Source organism: Zoogloea sp., from assembly GCF_030157465.1.
Taxonomy (GTDB): Bacteria; Pseudomonadota; Gammaproteobacteria; order Burkholderiales; family Rhodocyclaceae; genus Zoogloea.
On sequence record NZ_JAOAUU010000051.1, the window covers coordinates 1 to 20,197 of the forward strand.

Consider the following 20,197-nt stretch of genomic DNA (forward strand, 5'->3'; position numbering starts at 1 on the left):
CAGGACGGCAGGATTTTACCAAGCAGCGGGTGGGGCGAGGTTTTTCGAGGCGCCCCTACGTCATTTGTGGCAATTGTTGCCCGCCGACACGCGCATTCCAGACCACACGATCTGGACTCATCTCGACCTCTCGGCCGCCTTCGCGTCGTCCTTCGCGGGTGATGTCGAGGCCAATCCGGCCCTGCTCACGATGAGTTTCGGTCCGGTGCAGGACTTCATTGCCCAGGCGCGCACCACCTCGGATCTGTGGGCGGGCTCGCATCTTCTGTCACGGCTGGCCTGGGAAGGGCTTAAGGTCATTTGCGAACGGCTCGGCCCGGATGCGGTGCTCTTTCCGCAATTGCGCGGCGTGCCTCAGGTTGATCTGTGGCTGCGCGAAGAGATGAAGCTGAACCGAAAGCGCTTCCTCGACTGCGCCTGGGCGAGTGACAACAACAAGACCGACGCTAACCCGCTTTTTGCGGCCGCGCTGCCCAACAAGTTCGTCGCCTTGGTGCCCGCCAGCCAGGCCCGCGAACTCGCCGAAGCGATCACCGAGACCGTGCGGGGTTTTGTTCGCGACACAGCGGCCGGCATGCTGGCCGAACTGCTCGACGCTGCCAAGATTGCAAACACCCCGGAGCTTTACTGCCACACGCAACTGGCCCGGCAACTCGAGGGCTTTCCGGAAGTACATTGGGCCGCGGTGCCGTTTGGTCCGCTGGTCAAGACCGGCGAGGGCGATGCGCCCGATGTGTCCGGCCTTGTCGCCGCCAGTCAGCCTTTCTTTGGCAATACCGAATTGCCGGGCTTCCTGGGCTCACCCGCATGGAAAGTACTCTCCAAGGCCATCGAGATCGACGGCACGCGCTTCTATCGCCCCAACCCCGGGGTGCTCTACCCGGCCATTCATGCCCTGCTGGAGCGGCTCGCTGCGAGTGCAAAAGCGGTGCGCGAGGCCCCGCAACGTCCCGGCCCCGGCGAACAAGGCTACCGCTGTGATCTCACCGGCGAAGCCGAATGGCTCACCCATGACAGCGTTCAACTCGCCATTCCGAAAGGTGCGCGCAAGGATGCGCCGACCCTCTGGAGCCTGGCCGCCAGGGCGCTCCCGGGAATCAGCCGTAAATCCGAACATCTTTGCGCACAGGCCATGCTCAAGCGCCGCTGGCCGAGCTGGTTTGTGCGCAAGGAACTGAGCAGTGTCGGCATCGACGTGACGCGCTTCATTGTGTCCACACACACGTTGGCAATTGCCACCTCGATCGAGCGGTGGCTCAACGCCGGGGCTGGCTTTGGTAGTACCGGCGAGGACCTGCTCCAGGAAGCAGAAGCACTCGGCGAGTCAGCGGCCCTGCCGCGCAAGCTGATGCGCCAGCTGTGGCAGCACACGCCCAAGACGCGGCAGCTCGCCCGCGCCCTGCCCGCCCTGCTGGAGGACAAGGACCTCTCCGACGACGTCGAGGCCCAGAGCGAAACGTCGCGCAAGGTCGCTTCGCTACTGGGAGACAAACCCGAAACCTACTACGCCATGATCTTGCTCGACGGCGACAGGATGGGCGCCTGGATTTCAGGCGATGAGGCAATCGGCGTGTTGACCCGCGACACTTTCCATCCGCAGATCCGCGTCCGCATGACCGAGCATTTCACCGGCCCCGGGCATCACGCTTATCTCGATGCCCGGCGCGCAGTATCGCCCAGCCGTCATATGGCAATTTCCGGGGCACTCAACGGCTTCTCGCTGCAACTCGCCCAGGAAATCGTCGAAAACCGTTGCAAGGGCAAGCTCATCTATGCGGGCGGCGACGACGTGATGGCACTGGTTGCAGTCGATGATCTGCTCGCCTGCCTGACCCTGTTGCGGGCCGCCTATGCCGGCCTGCCGCTGCCCACCCAGCTTGCCGACGCAGTGCATGCCGACCTGGGAAAACTCCGGATCGGAAAAGGTCATGCCGAACTCGACGGGCGCCTGATCCGGCTCATGGGCGAAACCGCCACCGCCAGTGCCGGTGCCGTGATTGCACATCACCAGGCCCCTCTCGGTGCTGTACTGCGCGAACTGCGCAAGGCCGAAAAGCGCGCCAAGGGCAAGGGAGGACGCGACGCCTTCGCAATCACACTCTTGAAACGTAGCGGTGGCGCAACCGAACTCGTGCTGCCGTGGCGTATGGACGAGACGTCCCTGGAAAACTCCCCGATGCAGATTTTGGCGGAACTCCAGAACCTTTTCGCTGGCGACACCTCACGCAAGGCCGCTTACCTGACCCAGGGTTGGCTACCCAGTCTCCCGACGCAAATGCCTGATGCAGACCTGGAGGCTCTGCTCACGGCCAGCCTGGGCTACCAACTCAAGCGGCAGGGAGGCAAAGATGTCGGCGACGCGCTCGCCGGCAAGCTTGCCGCGCTCGCCGTGTCCGTCAAGCAGAAAGATACTTCCCCTGCCGACATCGTGCGCGACGTGCTCGCGGTGGCCGAATTCCTCGCCCGTGAAAGCCGCAGCAAAGGAAACCCGCAACCATGAACCATCTGTTCATCAAGCCGCTAGACGTTCTTGTGCTGCGCGGCAACAAGCTTTTTGCCGATGCCGGCAGCCACGGCGAGGCATTGATGCCGCCCTGGCCATCGGTCGCTGCCGGGGCGATCCGCAGTCGCATGCTGGCTGATCAGAAGGTCAACTTATCCGACTTCGCCAGCGGAAAAGCCCGTCTTTCGGCCGAATTTGCGGCATCGCTCGGCTCGGCTACCGCGCCCGGAGACTTCCGCGTGAGCCATTTCGGCCTCGCCAGAAAGCACGACGATGGCAGCATCGAGGCGCTTTTTCCGCTGCCGGCCGACGTCGTTGTCGACGAACAGGGACATGCCACCCGGCTTCAGCCGACGCAGCTCGACGCGTGCCTTGCCAGCAGCTATCCCCTGCCGCGAAACCCCGTTCTCGCCCAAGCCTCCCCCTCCAAACCCAGATCCGGCCTGTGGCTGACCGCTGCAGGCTTCTCGCGCTGGCAGGCTGGCCAAGCGCTCGACGCCGCGCACTGGATTGAGTCTGCGGAACTCTGGAAGACCGATTCCCGCTTGGGCATCGCGCTGGAGCCGGGCAGGCATACCGCTGCTGAAGGACAGCTTTATACGAGCGAAGCGGTGGCGCTGCAGCCTGACGTTGGTTTCCTTGTCTCGGTTGCCGGTGCCGACGGGTTGCTGCCGCAATCCGGGCTGCTGCGCTTCGGCGGCGACGGCCATGCCGCCGCGACCACGCCCTGCAGTGCGGCCCTGACAACCCCCAACTTCGCGGATCTCGCCAAGGCAGGACGATTCCGCCTGCTCCTCGTCAGCCCTGGAATTTTCCCCGACGGTTGGAAACTTCCCGGAACAGACCCGGCCGGGCGCTGGCATTTCGGTCAGTCCTCGGCACGCCTCGCCAGTGCTGCGGTCCCGCGCCTAGAAACTCTGTCGGGCTGGGACCTCGCGCTGCGGCGTCCAAAGCCCGCCCTTCGCGCCGCACCGACCGGCAGCGTCTATTGGCTGGATGACTTCCAGGGCAAGCCTGACGACCTTGCTGCACTGCTCCAGGACGGTCTGCCGCTGACCGATCCAGCACGCCGTGCCGAAGGATTCAACGCCGTTCAAATCGCCGCCTGGTAAGTCCAGGCCACGACACCTCATCAAGACAAGGACCATCATGTTCCAAGCTCACGCCGCGCTCTTTCTCTACGCTGAAAGCCCCGTCCACATGGGCACCGGCCAAGCCTTTGGCCTGATCGACAACCCCATCGCCCGAGAACGTCACAGCGAACACCCGATCTTTGCCGGCTCCGGCCTCAAGGGCGCCATCCGCCATCGTTTCTCCAATCTCGGCGACTGGAAGGGTGGCCTGCTCGACCGCCTGTTCGGACCGGAATCGCGGGGTACTGACCTGTATGCCGGCGCCATCAGCGTGGGTGATGCGCAACTGATCGCTTTCCCGGTTCGCAGCACCAGGGAAGGTTATGTCTACGCCACCAGTCCCTACGCCCTGGCCCGTGCGGCTCGGTTGCTCACGCAACTGGGCATCAAAAATGTACCGCCACTGCCCGTGCGGGTTGAAACGGGTTCTGCCCGCAGCGCCAACCCGGGGCTGCTGAGTGGAGACAAGCTCCATCTCGAAGCCTTCGAGTTCGCCACCCAGGTGGATGACAGCGCCCTGCCCACATTCGCGAAATGGCTCGCCGACAACGCGCTGCCAACCGGCGAAGCGCACGCTTTCTTCCGTGACAAGCTCGCCCGCGATCTGGTCCTGCTCTCCGACGAGGACTTCACCTGGTTTGCGAAGAACGCCACGGTCGTCGAACCGCATGTACGCATCGACAACAAGACTGGAACAGCCAGCGACGGCGGGCTCTTTTACACCGAAAACCTGCCTCCCGAATCACTAATGCTCGGCAGCCTGATGGCCAGCGCCGAGCGCAGCGGCAAGGGCGACATGCCGGCGGAAGGCGTGCTGGCCCAGGTGGTCGGCGCGGTCAACGGCAAACTGCTGCAAGTCGGTGGCGATGCCACCACCGGGCGCGGACTGGTCGCCGCCCGCGTGCTGCCCGGCACGGCCCTTTGAGGAGAACACGATGACGACGCTCAGCATCAAGAAACCCGCTCAAGGCTCTGCTCCGACCCTCGAACAGCAACGTGCGCAGTTCGCCTGGGACTGCGCACGTGAAGGCAGTGCCCGCTCCGGAGACGAGTACCGCAACCTCGCCAAGGCCGCGCCGGCCCTCATCATGAACAACGGTCTTATGCAGACTCTTGCGTTCTATCAGGACAAGGACAAAACGCACCACAAGATGCTTGCCGAACACCTGCGGCGCTGGGTTTTTCTGCGTGGCGGCGGCAATGGTCAGGACCCCGGTTTCCAGACCATGATGGAAGTCCTTTTGAAAGCAGGCCCGGCCGAATACCGCCGCGCAACGGACGAGACCCTGCTGATCCTGCGCTGGATTCGCCAGTTCGCGGCCGCACTGTAAGGAGCCCTCGATGTCTGTCGCCCTGCCCACCTACCTTGGCACTGCTTTCGAGGATTGCCCGCCCGGTCACCGTTTTGGCCTCTACTTCGACGGCTGGGATGACGGCTGGCGCAAACCAGCCAACAAGACCCCGGCGTTCTCCAAGATCGTCTCCGCTTTCCCTGAGCACAGCCGCAAGGCTCTTGCTGCTCTACGCGCGCGCCAGATTGCGGCTGCCGAAGCCATCGGCGAGGCGGTGTTGATCTATCCGGCCAAACTCAGCGCACCTCTGCCCACAGGTCTCGGCAACGAACACCCGCTGGAAAACGGCTTTGCTTTTCTCAACCCGTATGGCCTGCCCTACCTCGCCGGCAGCGGGGTCAAGGGCATACTGCGGCGTGCTGCCGAAGAACTCGCCTCGGGCGAGTGGGGCGACAGAGAAGGCTGGGACCAGGCCACGATCGACACCCTGTTCGGCCCCGGTGAAGACCGACTTGCTGCCGGAGCGAATTTCCGGCGTGGTGCGCTGGCCTTCTGGGATTTGTTATTCGCACCGGGCAAAAACGACGCGTCGCTGCTGAAAGTGGAGATCATGACGCCGCACCATAGCGGCTACCTTCAGGGTTCCGGCACGCCACACGCCAACGAGTCGCCCAACCCGATTCCCTTTCTCGCGGTGGCTGCCGGCTGTGAAGCGACATTGTTCATACAGATCGACTCAGCACAGATCCCCGTGGAGCAGTCTGCACTGCGCTCCGACTGGAAACCGCTGATGACCAGCGCTCTGGCCCACGCGGGCGAGTGGCTGGGCTTTGGCGCCAAGACGGCTGTTGGCTATGGCCGCCTTGAACTGGATCAACGTGCCCAAGCCGATTCTATCGACAAGGCAGAACAGCGCGCACGCAAAGCCGAACTCGACAAGCTGACGCCAGCCATCCGATCACTCAGGGAGTTCGCCAGCGCGTGCGAGGAAAAATTCAAGGCTGGTGCCAAGGAGAAGCTCAACGCCGGCCTGCATCAGCGTGCCGGTGTTCTGGTCAGTGATGCACTGAAGGACGACACCTGGTCGCTCGAGGAGAAGGCAGCCCTTGCCGACGCCCTCGAAGCCTGGCTTCCCCGAGTGATCGAAAAGCTCGATCGAAAAGACGACTGGAAAGATGCACGCAAGAAACTGAAACTCGCCCAGTTGCGCCCGCAGAGCTGAGCCTAGAACCTTCCTCCACGATGCCCACACCGTCCACGATCCTCGTCATCCCCCGCCACCAGGCCCCGCCGCTCCCCGAAGCAAACTGCTGGGCGGTGTCTGACTTCAGCTTCTTTCATCCGCCCCAGTGGCGGGCACGCGCGGAGGTTGAGCACGATGAAAGCGTGCTGCAGGCGATTCCGTATCTGGTGCTGCAAAACGCTGCGGGCAATCTGTGGGCCTATCGCCGACGTGGCGGCGATGCACGCGTGGAGGGACGGATGAGCTGCGGCATCGGTGGCCATGTGGAACGCGAGGATGCCGCAACCATTGCCGAGGCAACGCTGCTCAATGCCCTCAACCGGGAAATGAGCGAGGAACTGGGCCTGCCCGTTGCCGCACTACCCGTCGCGCAGCCACGTGCTCTGATCTACGAACATCTTTCGGCAATCGGCCGGGTTCATCTTGGGGTGCTTTACGCAGCGCGCTGGACGGCCACCTCCGAACCCAGCCCACCCCCACACGAAGCACTGGATGGCGTGGGATTCATGCCCGCCCACGAAATTGCGGACGACCCGCGCTTCGAGCTGTGGAGCCGGCTTGCGGCGCGCTTTATGGTTGAAAATTCATGAACATCCTGCTGTGTACCCTCGGCGCAAGCTGGGCCGTCATTCCTGAAATCTTCGGCTGGCTGGCGCCGGACAAGCTCCCCCTGTACGCCCATCACCCGGATCGCAAGCGCCTTGACGAAGTGCGCCGCGCGCACGCGCTTCGGTCTCCGGACGAGCTGTGGATCTGCACCACCGAGGGACAGAAGACCGTCGCCAGCCTCGACAAGCTGCGCGCCTGGTGGGCGTTGATCGACGCACCGATGCCTTTACGCATCTGGACCGCAGCGGGTACTGACCAGCTTGCGACCCAGAGCGAATGCGACCATGTGCGGGAACTCACATTGCGCAGCGTCATGGCGGCATCCGAGCGGGTCGGCAACGGTGGCCAGCTGGTCGTGTCGCTGGCCGGCGGACGCAAGACCATGAGCGCCGACCTGCAGTGGGCCGGCAGCGTGTTCGGCGCCAGCGCCTGGCTGCATGTGGTGGGCCCCGAACCCCTGCCTGGGGCGCTATTCACCGCTGCGCCCGAAACCTTCTGCCAGGCTTTGCCGGCAGAAGTGGCCGCCGGGGTAACCCCGCTCATCGCCGGAACCGGCCAGCGCAGCGAACTGCTCGACATCGAGCTCGACGGCCAACGTATCGCACTGGCGCACTTTCCTTTGCCGCTGGCCGCGCCCCATTGCGCCTGGCCGCTGCCCCCTGCCGGCCCGACCTTGAGCCGCGAGATCCAGCGCCGCGAGCGCGAAAGCGGCCAACTGCTCGGTAACTTCCTCAGCCAGATCGCCCAAACCGAGCACCACGAGAACTGGCGCTCGCTGTACCGACTCCCGCCCGCGCAGATCGAATCACTGCGCCACACCCGGCTGGCCCCGGAACACCGTGAGGCACTTATTGCGCTGCCCAAAGCCGACCTGCACCGCCACCTTGGTGGCAGTCTTTCGCGCGCGGCACAGCTTGAAGTTGGCCAAGCCGTCGCCGATGCGCTCTCCCCCGCCGAGCGGCGCAAAGCGCTGGATCTCGTCGGCCCGCTGCTGCGCCAGACCACCGTGTGGGACTGGGATTGGCCCCGGCCCCTGATGGCTGAAGGCCCGCGAATGCGCGCCGCGTGCACGGCCATGCTGCTGACCGAAGCGAGCCCGGCCCAGCTCGACAGCAACGTATATGCGCCGGGCGAAGCCCGCATCGCACTCAAAAGCAAGCACAGGCGCGGCTTCTCCGCCTATGAACGCCCCGGCGAATTGTCGGGCTCCGCGGTGCTCGGCCACCCTTCCGCACTGGCCCCTTATGCGGCAGCGCTGGTCGCACAGTCCAGGGCTGAGGGACTGCTCTACACCGAACTGCGCGGCAGTCCGCACAAATACTGGCCGGACGATCCCGGCAGCTTTGTGTGTGCGCTGCAGCAGGCGCTGCAGGCGGCAGGTGCCAATAACCCCGTGGATGCCCTGAGCCCGCGTTTCGGCTTCATCTGGATACTGGATCGGCGTTACCCCGAACAGATGCAGGCCACGATCGAATGTGCCGTCGCGGCCCGCAAGCGCGCGCCTGACTTCGTGCTTGGACTCGACCTTGCCGGTGACGAAGGAACCCACAGCCCGCAGGCGCTGGCGCCGTATTTCATTCCGGCGTTTCGGGAATGCATGCCGATCACCATCCACGCGGGCGAAGGCGAGTCCGCCGACAACATCTGGCAGGCAGCCTACCACCTGCACGCTGACCGCATCGGGCATGGGCTGAGCCTCGCCGACAATCCGTCCCTCGCAATGCGCTTCAGGGACCGCGGCATCTGCCTCGAATTGTGTCCCACATCGAACCTCGAAGTGGTCGGCTTCCGAGATCCGGCACAGGCTTCGGAGACCACCGGACTCCCCGCGTATCCACTGCGCCAGTTCCTCGACGCAGGCCTGCCTTTCACGCTGTGCACCGACAATCCCGGTATTTCACGAACCACCCTTGCCGACGAATACCTCGCCGCCGCGCGCCTGAGCGCAAACCCGATCAGCCTGTGGGAAGCTCTTGCCCTCATAAAACAAGGCTTCACCCACGCATTCCTGTCCGCCGGGGCGCGGGAAACCTTGCTCAAGGCAGCCGATCGCCAGATTCTTGGCGCGCTCTTGGCCGGCAAGCTTGCCGGTACAGGAGCGGCGCAGCCACTTCGCTAGAGTTCGGCCTTCCTGTGAGCCTCACCCAGACTGCCATGAACACACCACTGAAGATGCCAGCGCTCTCCCCCATGAAACAGACGAGTAATCCATGACTACCCTCATCAGCTTTCTCGGCAAAAGCATCAATACGGCTGGCTACCGCCAGGCCCGCTACCGTTTCGATTCAGGTTTCATGCGCGAAGTACCGTATTTCGGCCTGGCCCTCAGTGACTATCTGCACCCGGACCGACTGATCCTGCTCGGCACTGCGGGCAGCATGTGGGACGTGTTTTTTGTAGAAAGTGAAACCGATCCCGACGATGAAGCGCTGGCGCAACTGATCGACGCAGCCCACACCGGCACGGTGACCGAAGACATGCTGGAACTACCAGCCCGAAGGCTTTCGGAAAAGCTTGGCCTGCGGGTGGAGTGTCACCTGATCCCCTTTGCCCGCGACAAGGCGGAACAGGTCGAAGTGCTCTCTACGGTGGCCGACGCCCTCACTGACGGGGAAGAGGTAGTACTTGATGTGACCCATGCCTTCCGTCATCTGCCGATGCTGGCCTTGGTGGCAGCGCGCTACTTGAAGCACGTCAGGCACGTTCAGGTCCGCGACATCTACTATGGAGCCCTCGACATGACGCTACAGGACGGAGAAACGCCAGTCCTGCGGCTCACCGGCCTGCTCGACATGCTCGACTGGGTCGACGCCCTCGCCAGTTACGAAAAGGATGGCGACTACGGCGGCTTCGCACCGCTGCTCGCCGCTGACGGCATGGATCGCGGACGCAGTGCGCTGCTTACCCGCGCCGCCTTCTTCGAGCGCACAGGCAATCCGGTCAAGGCACGCGAAGCCCTCAGCAGTGTTTTCGATTCGGTCAGCACTCACGACGGGCCACTGGGTCGTCTGTTTCGCCCCGCCCTGCAAAAACGCCTGAAATGGTTCAAAGGCAATAGCCGGGAAGACTACGAGCGCGACCTTGCCGACGCCTATCTCGAACGCCGCGATTACCTGCGCAGCGCCTCATTCATGCTTGAGGGCGCCGTTACCCATAGCCTCGCCCGCTCTGGAGGCAATGCCAGCGATTTCGAGACCCGCAAGACCGAACTTGATTCGCTGCGCTCCGACAAACCCGATGTCAAATCGCTGGCTTACCTGCGCAACGCGATGGCTCACGGGGTGCGCAGTCGTAACGACGAAACCGCGCGCCTCCTCGCTGACGAAAAAACCCTACTGCAAAAACTGCAGGATCTACGCAAATCCCTATTTCGCTGAGTCCGACCCTTTTCGCCCCATGCTCCCCCACGCCCGCCTCCGCCTTCACGCCGTCGTCGACACTCCGCTGCGCCTTCCCGACTACGCTGGCTCCACCTTGCGCGGCGCATTTGGCGGCGCACTCCGGCGCATTGCCTGCATGACCCACGTCCCCACCTGCACGGGCTGTCCACTTCTGCGCACATGTCCCTACGCAGTGGTGTTCGAGAGCGCACCACCCGCCGAAGGACACAGCCTGCAGAAGTTCTCCGAAGTACCACGCCCCTACGTAATCGAGCCCCCCGCGTGGGGCGCCCGAGAATGGCAGCCTGGCGAAACGCTTGAATTCAACATGGTGCTTCTGGGCCGCGCCATTGAGCAGGCACCACTGATCGTTCTCGCCTGGCAGCGCGCGCTCGCACAGGGTATCGGTCCAAGTGACGGGCGCGCCCAACTGCTGCGCGTGACTCAAGGATGTGCAACCTGCGAGCATCGCGTCTTCGATGCCTCTGACCGCACCATTCAAGCACCACAACTTGAATCCGTCCCTCCTTGCAACCCGCCGACGACTACCACCCTCCACTTCCACACCCCGCTGCGTCTTCAGGCTAACGGCCATGCACTTGGCGCGGAGCGTGTGAACGCACGCAGGCTGATCCTTGCGCTGGCCCGGCGCATCAGCCTGCTCGCTGAATTCCACGGCCACGGGGCACCGGGTTTCGATTTCGCCGCACTGGCCAAGGACGCCGAAGCGCTTACGGAAACGCGCAACCTGTCTTGGCGGGACTGGTCACGACGCTCCAGTCGCCAGCAACAGACCATGTCCCTCGGCGGCCTCGTCGGCGAATGGACACTCAACGGGGATTTGTCGCGCATCTGGCCTTTTCTGCAGTTTGGCCAGACCACCCACGTCGGCAAGGAGGCCGTCTTTGGCCTGGGCGGTTATCGCGTTTCCGTGCCGGTCTCGAACTGACCGGCACTTGGTCTGACGTGTCAGGGCCTAGGCGAAAGGGGCGTTACCCGCAGAGTTCCTATCACCGATACAACGTTGTTGGCTTGGAACTACGACGCCTGAACGACCTGAGGAATACGCCTCGGCGCCCTCACCACGTTGAGCACATCGGTGCGTGCATCAATTTCGTAGGAAAGAAGAAATCCCACCTTGATCAACAGTTCCAAGGCCTCCCGAAGCTTGTACCTGTACTTCGCCAGCACCGCTATCCGCGAGCCGCAAAGATTCTTTATGGTTTCCACCTTGTAGCCAATAGGGTTTGCATGCGTGAAGTAAAACTGATGGAGCCACTTGGCAAGAGGCGGCAGTTGTAGACGCTGTGCCCAATCAATTTTTGTGTACGCATCACGCCCAAACAAAGCCACGATCTCCGGCTCAAGCCAGATTCGCCAGCGCTGGGACGTGCCTCTGTTTGCGTTATGGTCCCACTCGAACTTGCGAATCAGCGACCCCCCGAACCCCTTTTCACCGGGCCCGTTAGGACCATCTACGGTGATGAGGATGGTCGTCGATGAAAGCCTGTTGATACTGTCCCGAAGGCGCTCGTAGCTCCCTTTCGACGTCGTCCAGCCCAGTTCTTTGAGCAAACCGTAACCTGAAAATTCGACGATTTCACCTAAAGGCAGCTGCCGGGCCAGGTGAGTGATCTGAAGAAAAACATCGCCATCATCCACACGAAGCTCTTCACCGGTGTACAAGATCTCAACCCCACGAAGGGATGCGATCTTTTCACGCTTGAAGTTCTCTCGCTCCATGCTTCGGTTGGCTGAAGTGAAGAGCGCGGAACGAGCCAGCGTGTTAGGCAGACCACGAACCCTCTCCTCCCACAAGGGCAGTTGGACCACGTCTGCTATCACCCTTGAGACGTTGTCGACCTCAGACCTGCTTCGGGCAAATGTGCGAAGCTTTTCGACACGCAGGAGCATCTCCGAAACCGGTAGAAGCTCCCTGTCCAGGGCAGCCACTGCATCAGTGGCTAATACTGAGCTTAGGCTCTTTTTAGACTGCGCCATGGAGGGGGCCTCGTTGAAAACACAAGCGATTTTAACTCTCACGCAAGCACGTGAAGCTCGTCTTTTGAGAGGCAAACAACGTTGTATGAGTGACACTCTTGCCTTCAAACCACCCGTCCCCGTAGAGCCCAATCACCCAAAGAACGTGCCAAAGGTCGTTCTTTGGGTGATTGGAACAACGTACTTTGAGTGATTAAGGTCGTCGGTTCGGTGACCAAGGTCGTCTGTAGAGTGAACAAACCTAGTTTTTTGAGTGAAGAAACATCGTTGATTCAGTGAACGTCCATCTTGCGGAAACCCGTGCCAGACAAGGGATTCAAGAGTTATCCACAAGCAGGTAATCATTTTTAATACTTTATAAAAAAGAAAGAACATCACCCTTAAGACGACCCACCTCTTTTGATCGAAGCCGTCCGTCAAGCAAAGACTTTCGACAAAAAGGACCCACGGTTGATCTCAAAGGACGGATCCAGATGCCAGTTATCACTGCTAAGACGTGCTTTGAACACGCCAAGGCCACCAAAAAGCTCGTCGTTTCGGTGATTACACGTCACAAAAGTGTTTGGCAAAAATGGCTCGCGAAGTTCTTTCGAAGACCACCCCTTGTTCACCCGATAAACGACGTTTTTCTCCTGAATCAAAGCTAGCAGCCTGTTCTCTGCATGGTCAGAAACTCCAAGGTCAAATTTCTGCCTGAAAGAACTGGGAGTGAATAAAACCATGTTTTTCAAACAGTTATACAAGAAAGTATCACCGTTAAGACGAACATTTCGTAAAGAAAACGCAGATACTGTCACCCAAAAACCGAGCTTTCAAAGTCCAGATTTGTCATCTTACAACCATCAAAAACCTCGTTTTTAGAGTGATCCTTGGCTGGAAAAACCACACAAAATGCCCTCGACCATCCCTTCAAAAAAGCAGCGTCCTATCACTGATAGGACGACCATCGAGCTTCCGCTTTCAAGCGCCTCCGATTTTTGTGACGGGTCTACCTCTTGAGTAGAATGAGACAACCGGTAGAGGATGGGAAAAGCTCAGCATTTCGGTGATACCCGCGCAGGCGAATCTGTTCGGGCAAGTTGTTCAAGAGCGGGATGTATATGTCAGCCGCTTCAGTGAGCGCAGAGGGTTGGATCTCGATGCGCCGCCAGCCTGACGCCCCACCTAGCAGGCGGCTGATCTCGGGCGCGTTCGATCAGCAGAAGATGGGCCGCATGGTTGCGCACGATGACGCAGGCTTGGCGCTCCCTGAACCTAGGCAATCGCTCTGCTATCCACACCTGCTGTGCAAGTGCCGACTCGATCACCGTACAGCTCCCACGCAGCCACCTTGATGCACGTCCTAACTTCCCACTATGTCGCACACCAACTCACTGTTTTAGACCACCAGCGCGTGGCCCGGCCGCTCTCACCGTAGAGCAACACGCAAATCCTTTATCAAAAAACACTCTGCTAGGATTTTTTATAACAAAGCTGATAAATCCATGCAGTTAGGAAAATCGTGCTGTAAGCTATTACGTATCAAATTTCTGATAAGAATCTAAAAAACGATGATTCAGACTATTTACAAAGTCCAAGCAGCTGCAAAACTGTTGGAAACCACAGTAGATTCTGTTCGCCGGTATGTGGACGAATCAGGAATAGATGTCGCACGGCAAGCAAATGGTCCCAAAACACGCCAGTTTACAATCGACAACATCTTCGACATCGCAGCATGGAGACACGCCAACAAGTCAAAGCTGAAGGTCAAGCAGCGCGGCATCGCCACCGTATATGCGCCCAAGGGGGGAGTGGGCAAGACCACCTTGACGGCCAACATGGCCTGCGTGTTTGCCCTGATGGGCTTGCGAACCTTGGTCATAGACCTCGATTTCCAGGCAAATCTGACACTCTCCTTTGGCTATGACTCGGAAGTCACCGACGAAGAAGCAACAGAACTGGATATCCCAGAAGATCGCGTCATCAAATACCATTTTGGACATCTTGTGCCAGGCTGGCCTGGGGGGAGAATGCCCTTGCGAGACGTGATCAAGATGCCGTTCGGGCCTTCTGGCCCTCATCTGATTCCTTCCGATCTAACACTTGACAGACTCGACACCATCCTCACCTATGACGCCCTGGAAGGGAAAAAGAGCGATCTCAAAATTGCTGCGCTGATCGCAGAGGGCTTGTCGGGTAAAAATCCCGATTTCGATCTCTCTTCCTACGACGTCATTCTTTTCGATGCAGCTCCAGCCAAAAATCGGATGACTCGCGGAGCCTTGCTGGCATCGGACTATGTCGTGGCGCCTGTTTCCCTCGAGCGATATTCGACCAAGGCAGTCTCGTACCTAGCTTCCGTTTTGCAGGACATGCGGGACGATGTCGGGCGCAGCCCAGAGATGGTAATGATCGGCAACTTCCATTTGCCGAATCGACTGCGTGTCTATGGTCAGGTAAGCAAGTTGTCCACCGAGTACCCCGGGGCGCTGTTGAACATCATGGTTCATCGAAGCGAAGAGTTTCCGAAAACCTTGTCAGAGGATGAGGAGCAGCCACCACTCGTACTGGCACGTCCGTCAGGAAGCGCCGCCGAACAGCTGCACAAGGTGTCCTCTGAGTTGCTGCAAAAGATGGGAGTGGTCTAATGGCCAAGACAAACAAGGGAATGTCGGACGAAGAATTTAATGCGCAGTTGCGTGCAGAACGCATGAGATCGAGTCCTGGCATGGTGATGACCAAGCCACCCAGCGGACCAGGAAAATCTTTAGAAGAAATGCTTAACGATCAGGGGCAAGATGAAGTCCTCGTCGCTGCGCCAGTTCTCACCGAAGAAAAGCAACCGTCTCTCCAGGCAAGTTACGTTCAGGGGAAAAAGCTGCTGATGATCGATGTCGCCTTGATCGATGCGAATCCACTGGCTCCCAGAGAGGTCTACACCGCTGAGATGATCCTCTCCAGGTCAGAAGCCTTGAGAACACAAGGACAGCACGACCCAATTCATGTGATTCCTAACCCCGATCAAAGTGGTCGCTACATCATCTGTGACGGATGGACTCGGGTACAAGCGTGCAGGATGCACAAGGTCCTGCAACAACTCTTGGCGGAGATCCATGAAAACCTGAGTCTTGAGGAGTCCGCCTGGTTTGGCTACCAGCAAAACGAAGAACGTCAGCAGCACTGCGATTTCGATCGTGCCATGTTCTACGAAAAGCTCATCAGCGCAGGTGAAACAGCAACTTCGATAGCCAACAAAGCCCAAGTAAGCCCATCGCAGATGAGCTTCTATCGATCTTTTGCAAAACTTCCAGCCGATGTTCTCGAAATCGTAAAAGAATATCCCGGAAAATTTTCAGCAACAGTCGCATACCAGATCCAAAAGCTTGCAGCGAGATGCGGCGTACGAAAGGCCGTGAATCTGGCGCTGAAATTCGCCAACGAGGATCACACCCAAGGGTGGCTAATCAACCAGGTCCAACTACTCATAGGTCCTTCAAGCAGCAAAACTGTGACGCGTACCACCAAGCAGATTCGCTACAGTAATGGCATGTACAAGCAAAAAGGAGAGCTCTTCGAACTCAACATCTCGGTCCTTCCGGAACAAAAAGAAGAGTTCGCAGCAGCCCTTGAACGACTTCTTTCTACCGTAGCCATCGAGCCACCGCAGATAGACCTAGGGGAAAACAAAAAGCTGAAGTGATGCATGTAGTACCGAGTGGGGGGTAGTTTAGGCGCCTAAACTACCCCCCACTGAAATTCAAATGAGGCGGTTTTCGGCTTGCAAGCGATTTCATGCCTTCGTGCTCTTGGACGTCTCCGTCGTAGAGAATTTAGGCGCCTAAAGTTAAGTGTGAATCCGTGATCACTACTTTGGCGCCTGTCTGTCCGCAGAGCGTAGCGAAATGCCGGCGAATTGAAATTCGAGTCCGTATTTCACATGAGAAAGCACCGCCAGACAAAATGGAAGCGCATTTGCACAGCCGAATTCGCGCTTGCCTGTCTGGCGGCAACGTATAAACACACGTGGCAGGGTGCCTCAGCCGAAGTACTGGAGCAGAGTCTGGTTGTGACGCTCTAACACGTTGAAGATGGCACAGCACTGAACCGGGCCCAGGGAACGACGCCGGGCATGCGCGATGATCTCCTACATCACTGTACGCAGACGCCGCCGCTTGGCGGGATGAGGAACCGGGCTGTCAGGCTCGATCAGTTTCGCCTGGCCCATGATGCGAAGAATATTGACGGCTAGCACGGCCAAGGACAGCACCAGATCGTTGGTGGTGAATTTGCCCGAAGGCAGGCGCTCCAGGTCGAGATCGATCTTTAACTCGGATGAAACTGCTCATGGGTGCCGTGCACCTAGTACAGCGCGACAATCTGGGCGAGGGGCGCCTCGAGGCTGGTGAGCCAGCCTTCGACCACGAGCTCGGGCATCAGCAGGATCTGGCCGTCGCGCTAGGCGGGGTCCGCGTCGAGACGCTGGTGAAGCGCGTCCACCTTGAAACGGAGCGGGCTCCATTTGATCAGTCAATCCACAGGCTCCCCCGCGCAGGCCGCGGCCAAGGCCACGAAGAGAGGCGCAATCGAAACCAGAGTCGGTGCGCACAAAGAGCTGCAGCAGGCGGCATCTCGCAGGCCGAAGCTGAGTTCCAGCCCGAGGCAGTTGTTTTCTTCGGCCAGATAGCCGGCAATCGGCGCATAGCCGTCGAAGCCCATGTTGGACCCCCTTTCTTCTTCGTGTCGCTGTTGTCGAGAGTGAAGACATCTAAGTGCAGGGCTAGATGGCCGGTGGACACGTGCGTCAGGGTGGGCTTGGCGCGTGCCATGTAGCGCTCGTTAACGTCGTCCAGTGCCATGAGTGATCTGCGCAATGCGCTTGAGGTATTGCCCCACCAGCAACAATCCGGCATTCGCCGTCAGGTTGTAGGACAAGCACTTGATTCGAAAGTCGGGCATGGCGGCGGTGACATGGGCAAGGCCACCATTACCTCAAAGACCCGCCGACCTAACCCACCGGGTGAGGTAAGAGACGTCGAAAACCCGTGACAGTAATGGGATTGGACGGGGTGAATCACAGATTCAGGAAGGATTAACAGGTAAGAGGAAATTCCCGACAGAACTCATACTCGGAGATATCCCACTTCCCATAGGCAGTGCAATATCGTCTCCCGCCTTCGACCTCATAAACACTAGCCAACGGATCAGACGGCTTCATCCAGACCCGCACCAGTGGTTCCATCTTCCAACGCTTGGAGCGGTTCAAATATGGTGGACTTACGAGCTGGACACCTGCGACTGACACACCTTCACTCTCACCCTCAAGAACTGAGATTAGTTCGCCAGCGGGATGGGTGATGAGCGCTGTTTCAGTATGCTCCCCGCTTGGCGTTGTGACGGAATAGCTTATGTAAAACCATTCTTTTGGCATGGAAAGCGTCACCACTCTCCACGCATCCTTACCATTGCCGGCAAGTTTAGACATGAAGGGATGGTGAGCAGTTACGTCAGTGATAAACATGTGGTTCGAGACTTTCAGAAGTTACGGGGAGCCTGTCACCCAATAGTTTCGTGTTGGTGCGCAGCTTTAATCCTAGACATACAGCGAGAGCTGGAGTTAAGGAAAAGTCTGTATTGTGACTTAAACGCGGCTGACGTAAAAGCTCGGCTCCGAGAGACTGAGGGTATGTCTCTCAGCGAAGCGTCATTACGTTCAAGGCCCCCGTCAGCGCGAGAACTTCTTGCTACGAATATTGTTCGGCTGCGCAAGGAAAAAGGTTGGTCTCAGGAGGATCTAGCGCTGGAGGCAGGCCTCCACCGCACCTTCGTCGCACACGTTGAACGTCACGCGCGGAACATTTCCCTCGACAACATCGAGCGTCTCGCAAATGCCTTGCAGGTCAATGTTCACATTCTGTTGCTGCCTTAGTTCGTCAACAGTTCATTCAAAATTACCTTCTCGTACTACTCAGCGTGGCGCAGCCTCCGTCACAAACCCGCTTACATCGAAGCCCCGCAGTAGCGCTCTTGCTGTGTTCTCCGACTTGGTCCGTAGCCAGTCTCCCCACGCATCATCCGGCAGGATCACCACAGTGCGTTTCTCGTCCTCAGGCTTGTGAAAGCGCCGCATCAACGGATGGTAATCGGCGTTGATCGTGAGCATGGTCATCGACCAAGTGGGCTCACCGGTCTCATCTAGCTTCCGTTCCCACAGCCCAGCGATTCCCATCGGCTTTCCGTCTGCGCGACGGATCGCCCAGCGCACAGCTTTCCCCGTCTCGTAGCAAGGCTCGTACAGCACCTCTGCCGGGATGATGCACAGTTGCCCATGCTGCCAGGCTGACCGAAACGAGGGTTTCTCCCCGACGGTCTCCGCCCGTGCGTTGTAGGTCGAGCGCACGATCTTCGTATCCTTCGCCCAGCTCGGGATCAGGCCAAAGGCGGCGGGCACCCAGAGCCGTGGGGCAAAGTTGGTGACGATGGGCACTACCGACCCTGGATAGGCTTCTTCATACGCGAAGTCGGGGGGTGGCAAGGGAAGCGCCGCAAGCGTTTCCCGAGACGAGGGACGATAGTTGGCACACATGGTTGTGGACGCAGGGATCAACGTCTCCATTATCTGCGAGGCTGCGGCGACGTGACGAGGTCGCTTGCATTGGTCTGGATGCTGTATAAAATTACAGTATCCGTCTTGTGTTGCTCTCATGCCAAAGTTTCATACGCTCACCACGCCCGATCTCATCAACACCCGTGGCATCTTCGTTCCCTTGCCCGGTGCGCCTCGACAGGCGTTGCCGGTGGATTCGATCAAGATCTCCGCGGGCTTTCCTTCGCCCGCCGCAGACTACGAAGAGTCACGCCTCGACATCAACGAGTACCTGGTCCGCAACCCGGTCAGTACGTTTTTCTTCCCGGTCCAGGGAGATTCGATGGAGGGCGCCGAGATCTTCGACGGCGACATCCTGGTGGTGGACAAGAGCGTGCGCCCCCGGCATGGGCACATCGTCGTGGCCTTCGTGGATGGGCTGCGCCTGGTGAAGCGCCTCTACCGTCGTGGAGGTCGGATGGCGCTCGAAGCGGAGAACCCGAAGTACCGGCCGCTCATCGTCACCCAAGAGATGGACTGCGTGATCTGGGGCGTGGTGGTCGGCAAGTTCAAGCGAATGCCGGTCTGATTGGAGAGCGATGCCCATCTTCGCGCTGGTGGATTGCAACAACTTTTACGCTTCGTGCGAGAAGCTGTTCGATCCAACCCTAAGGGCAACACCGCTTGTTGTCCTGTCGAACAACGATGGTTGCGTGGTGGCCCGCTCGGCGGAGGCCAAGGCGCTCGGAATTCCGATGGGAGCGCCCTGGTTCCAGATCCGGGAGGAGGCTGAACGTCGCGGTGTGGTGGCCTACTCGTCGAACTACGCCCTTTACGCCGACATCAGCAACCGGGTGGTGCAGGTGCTGTCCGGTTTCTCGCCGAACGTTGAGGTCTACAGCATCGATGAGAGTTTCCTGCGGCTCGACGGCTTTGCAGGCGTTGAGCGGGACCTTGCCGCTTACGGTCAGCGCATCCGGCAGCGCGTGGCGGACTGGCTCGGACTTGCGGTGTGCGTGGGAATTGGCCCCACGAAGACGCTTTCCAAACTGGCCAACCACTGTGCCAAGAAGAATCTGGCGGGTATCGATGGGGTGTGTGACTTCACTACGACGTCAGAGACGGCCCTCGCTCAGCTTTTCTCCACCATCGAGGTGGGTGAAGTGTGGGGAGTGGGTCGGAAGATCGCCCGACGTTTGGAGGAGATGGGTATCCACACGGTGGAACAGCTCAGGACCGCCGATGCGGACCTGAGCCGCAGGCGTTTCTCGGTGGTATTGGAGCGGACGATCCGGGAACTGCGTGGCTTGTCCTGCCTGGAACTGGAAGAGGTTGCCCCGGATAAGCAGCAGATCATGTCGAGCCGGAGTTTCAGCCGGCTCCTCACAGAGCGTGCCGATCTTGAGGAAGTCGTGGCGAGCTATATGGCCAGTGCCGCGGAAAAGCTGCGCCGGCAAGGCTGCCTGGCCGGTGC

General features: G+C 59.6%; 19 protein-coding genes and 1 pseudogene. 15 read left to right on the forward strand and 5 right to left on the reverse strand.

Annotated elements, in window-relative coordinates; translation table 11 throughout:
* The first annotated feature begins 76 nt into the window (after positions 1–76).
* From cas10 to cas6, 9 genes are all read left to right on the forward strand, one after another.
* On the forward strand, positions 77–2,500 hold the full coding sequence (gene cas10 / locus Q1W26_RS05435; RefSeq protein WP_300436889.1) for a type III-B CRISPR-associated protein Cas10/Cmr2: 2,424 nt from the start codon (positions 77–79) through the stop codon (positions 2,498–2,500).
* Positions 2,497–3,615 (forward strand): type III-B CRISPR module-associated protein Cmr3, encoded by a 1,119-nt coding sequence (locus Q1W26_RS05440; RefSeq protein ID WP_300436892.1) that lies wholly within the window; start codon positions 2,497–2,499, stop codon positions 3,613–3,615. The genes cas10 and Q1W26_RS05440 overlap by 4 nt, the downstream gene beginning before the upstream one ends.
* Before the next feature lie 37 nt (positions 3,616–3,652).
* Positions 3,653–4,561 (forward strand): type III-B CRISPR module RAMP protein Cmr4, encoded by a 909-nt coding sequence (gene cmr4 / locus Q1W26_RS05445; RefSeq protein ID WP_300436894.1) that lies wholly within the window; start codon positions 3,653–3,655, stop codon positions 4,559–4,561.
* A 10-nt stretch (positions 4,562–4,571) separates the two neighbouring features.
* Entirely contained in the window at positions 4,572–4,967 is a 396-nt protein-coding gene (gene cmr5, locus Q1W26_RS05450; RefSeq protein ID WP_300436898.1) for a type III-B CRISPR module-associated protein Cmr5, read from the forward strand.
* Positions 4,968–4,977: 10 nt separating this feature from the next.
* Positions 4,978–6,150, forward strand: a complete 1,173-nt coding sequence (gene cmr6, locus Q1W26_RS05455) for a type III-B CRISPR module RAMP protein Cmr6 (RefSeq protein ID WP_300436900.1) — start codon at positions 4,978–4,980, stop codon at positions 6,148–6,150.
* Positions 6,151–6,170: 20 nt separating this feature from the next.
* Positions 6,171–6,761, forward strand: coding sequence for an NUDIX domain-containing protein (locus Q1W26_RS05460; RefSeq protein WP_300436903.1), 591 nt, complete (start codon positions 6,171–6,173; stop codon positions 6,759–6,761).
* Complete coding sequence (locus tag Q1W26_RS05465; RefSeq protein ID WP_300436905.1) at positions 6,758–8,899, forward strand: hypothetical protein; 2,142 nt, start codon at positions 6,758–6,760, stop codon at positions 8,897–8,899. Before Q1W26_RS05460 ends, Q1W26_RS05465 begins: the two co-directional genes overlap by 4 nt.
* A gap of 91 nt (positions 8,900–8,990) precedes the next feature.
* A complete protein-coding gene (gene csx2, locus Q1W26_RS05470; RefSeq protein WP_300436908.1) occupies positions 8,991–10,157 on the forward strand; it encodes a TIGR02221 family CRISPR-associated protein in 1,167 nt (388 codons plus the stop codon).
* Positions 10,158–10,176: 19 nt separating this feature from the next.
* Entirely contained in the window at positions 10,177–11,109 is a 933-nt protein-coding gene (gene cas6 / locus Q1W26_RS05475; RefSeq protein WP_300436911.1) for a CRISPR system precrRNA processing endoribonuclease RAMP protein Cas6, read from the forward strand.
* An 89-nt stretch (positions 11,110–11,198) separates the two neighbouring features.
* On the opposite strand, the gene trfA is transcribed toward cas6, so the two are convergent.
* Positions 11,199–12,161, reverse strand: a complete 963-nt coding sequence (trfA, locus tag Q1W26_RS05480; protein WP_300436914.1) for a plasmid replication initiator TrfA — start codon at positions 12,159–12,161, stop codon at positions 11,199–11,201.
* 1,550 nt (positions 12,162–13,711) lie between these two features.
* Here trfA and Q1W26_RS05485 point away from each other — a divergent pair.
* Positions 13,712–14,788, forward strand: a complete 1,077-nt coding sequence (locus Q1W26_RS05485) for a ParA family protein (protein ID WP_300436917.1) — start codon at positions 13,712–13,714, stop codon at positions 14,786–14,788.
* The gene (locus tag Q1W26_RS05490) at positions 14,788–15,840 is read left to right on the forward strand and encodes a ParB/RepB/Spo0J family partition protein (RefSeq protein ID WP_300436919.1); all 1,053 of its coding nucleotides are present in this window, start codon (positions 14,788–14,790) and stop codon (positions 15,838–15,840) included. The genes Q1W26_RS05485 and Q1W26_RS05490 overlap by 1 nt, the downstream gene beginning before the upstream one ends.
* A gap of 447 nt (positions 15,841–16,287) precedes the next feature.
* Here the strand turns inward: Q1W26_RS05490 and Q1W26_RS05495 are convergent.
* Together Q1W26_RS05495 and Q1W26_RS05500 are read right to left on the reverse strand one after the other, a co-directional pair.
* Positions 16,288–16,589, reverse strand: a pseudogene (locus Q1W26_RS05495) (IS1380 family transposase); the annotation flags it as partial.
* Between the two features lie 78 nt (positions 16,590–16,667).
* Entirely contained in the window at positions 16,668–16,856 is a 189-nt protein-coding gene (locus Q1W26_RS05500) for a hypothetical protein (RefSeq protein WP_300436921.1), read from the reverse strand.
* A 138-nt stretch (positions 16,857–16,994) separates the two neighbouring features.
* Here Q1W26_RS05500 and Q1W26_RS05505 point away from each other — a divergent pair, with 138 nt between their 5' ends.
* Entirely contained in the window at positions 16,995–17,186 is a 192-nt protein-coding gene (locus tag Q1W26_RS05505; protein ID WP_300436924.1) for a hypothetical protein, read from the forward strand.
* Positions 17,187–17,229: 43 nt separating this feature from the next.
* Here Q1W26_RS05505 and Q1W26_RS05510 read toward each other — a convergent pair whose 3' ends face one another.
* A complete protein-coding gene (locus Q1W26_RS05510; protein WP_300436926.1) occupies positions 17,230–17,622 on the reverse strand; it encodes a hypothetical protein in 393 nt (130 codons plus the stop codon).
* Positions 17,623–17,823: 201 nt separating this feature from the next.
* On the opposite strand from Q1W26_RS05510, the gene Q1W26_RS05515 reads away from it, so the two are divergent.
* Complete coding sequence (locus Q1W26_RS05515; protein ID WP_300436928.1) at positions 17,824–18,066, forward strand: helix-turn-helix transcriptional regulator; 243 nt, start codon at positions 17,824–17,826, stop codon at positions 18,064–18,066.
* Between the two features lie 39 nt (positions 18,067–18,105).
* Here the strand turns inward: Q1W26_RS05515 and Q1W26_RS05520 are convergent, their stop codons facing one another.
* Positions 18,106–18,753 (reverse strand): SOS response-associated peptidase family protein, encoded by a 648-nt coding sequence (locus Q1W26_RS05520; protein WP_366143641.1) that lies wholly within the window; start codon positions 18,751–18,753, stop codon positions 18,106–18,108.
* Positions 18,754–18,841: 88 nt separating this feature from the next.
* Between Q1W26_RS05520 and umuD the strand changes: the two genes are divergently transcribed.
* Together umuD and Q1W26_RS05530 are read left to right on the forward strand one after the other, a co-directional pair.
* The gene (gene umuD / locus Q1W26_RS05525) at positions 18,842–19,312 is read left to right on the forward strand and encodes a translesion error-prone DNA polymerase V autoproteolytic subunit (RefSeq protein WP_300436934.1); all 471 of its coding nucleotides are present in this window, start codon (positions 18,842–18,844) and stop codon (positions 19,310–19,312) included.
* A gap of 10 nt (positions 19,313–19,322) precedes the next feature.
* Positions 19,323–20,197, forward strand: an 875-nt coding sequence (locus Q1W26_RS05530) for a Y-family DNA polymerase (RefSeq protein WP_300436936.1), incomplete at its 3' end; no start/stop codon positions are given.

Coding starts and splice junctions, on each gene's coding strand:
- cmr6 (WP_300436900.1), top strand. CDS start 4,978: ATGTCTGTCGCCCTGCCCACCTACCTTGGCACTGCTTTCGAGGATTGC.
- umuD (WP_300436934.1), top strand. CDS start 18,842: ATGCCAAAGTTTCATACGCTCACCACGCCCGATCTCATCAACACCCGT.
- cmr5 (WP_300436898.1), top strand. CDS start 4,572: ATGACGACGCTCAGCATCAAGAAACCCGCTCAAGGCTCTGCTCCGACC.
- Q1W26_RS05490 (WP_300436919.1), top strand. CDS start 14,788: ATGGCCAAGACAAACAAGGGAATGTCGGACGAAGAATTTAATGCGCAG.
- Q1W26_RS05465 (WP_300436905.1), top strand. CDS start 6,758: ATGAACATCCTGCTGTGTACCCTCGGCGCAAGCTGGGCCGTCATTCCT.
- Q1W26_RS05485 (WP_300436917.1), top strand. CDS start 13,712: ATGATTCAGACTATTTACAAAGTCCAAGCAGCTGCAAAACTGTTGGAA.
- Q1W26_RS05440 (WP_300436892.1), top strand. CDS start 2,497: ATGAACCATCTGTTCATCAAGCCGCTAGACGTTCTTGTGCTGCGCGGC.
- csx2 (WP_300436908.1), top strand. CDS start 8,991: ATGACTACCCTCATCAGCTTTCTCGGCAAAAGCATCAATACGGCTGGC.
- Q1W26_RS05460 (WP_300436903.1), top strand. CDS start 6,171: ATGCCCACACCGTCCACGATCCTCGTCATCCCCCGCCACCAGGCCCCG.
- trfA (WP_300436914.1), bottom strand. CDS start 12,161: ATGGCGCAGTCTAAAAAGAGCCTAAGCTCAGTATTAGCCACTGATGCA.
- Q1W26_RS05510 (WP_300436926.1), bottom strand. CDS start 17,622: ATGTCTAAACTTGCCGGCAATGGTAAGGATGCGTGGAGAGTGGTGACG.
- Q1W26_RS05505 (WP_300436924.1), top strand. CDS start 16,995: ATGAGTGATCTGCGCAATGCGCTTGAGGTATTGCCCCACCAGCAACAA.
- cmr4 (WP_300436894.1), top strand. CDS start 3,653: ATGTTCCAAGCTCACGCCGCGCTCTTTCTCTACGCTGAAAGCCCCGTC.
- cas6 (WP_300436911.1), top strand. CDS start 10,177: ATGCTCCCCCACGCCCGCCTCCGCCTTCACGCCGTCGTCGACACTCCG.
- Q1W26_RS05520 (WP_366143641.1), bottom strand. CDS start 18,753: ATGGAGACGTTGATCCCTGCGTCCACAACCATGTGTGCCAACTATCGT.
- Q1W26_RS05515 (WP_300436928.1), top strand. CDS start 17,824: ATGTCTCTCAGCGAAGCGTCATTACGTTCAAGGCCCCCGTCAGCGCGA.
- Q1W26_RS05500 (WP_300436921.1), bottom strand. CDS start 16,856: ATGGGCTTCGACGGCTATGCGCCGATTGCCGGCTATCTGGCCGAAGAA.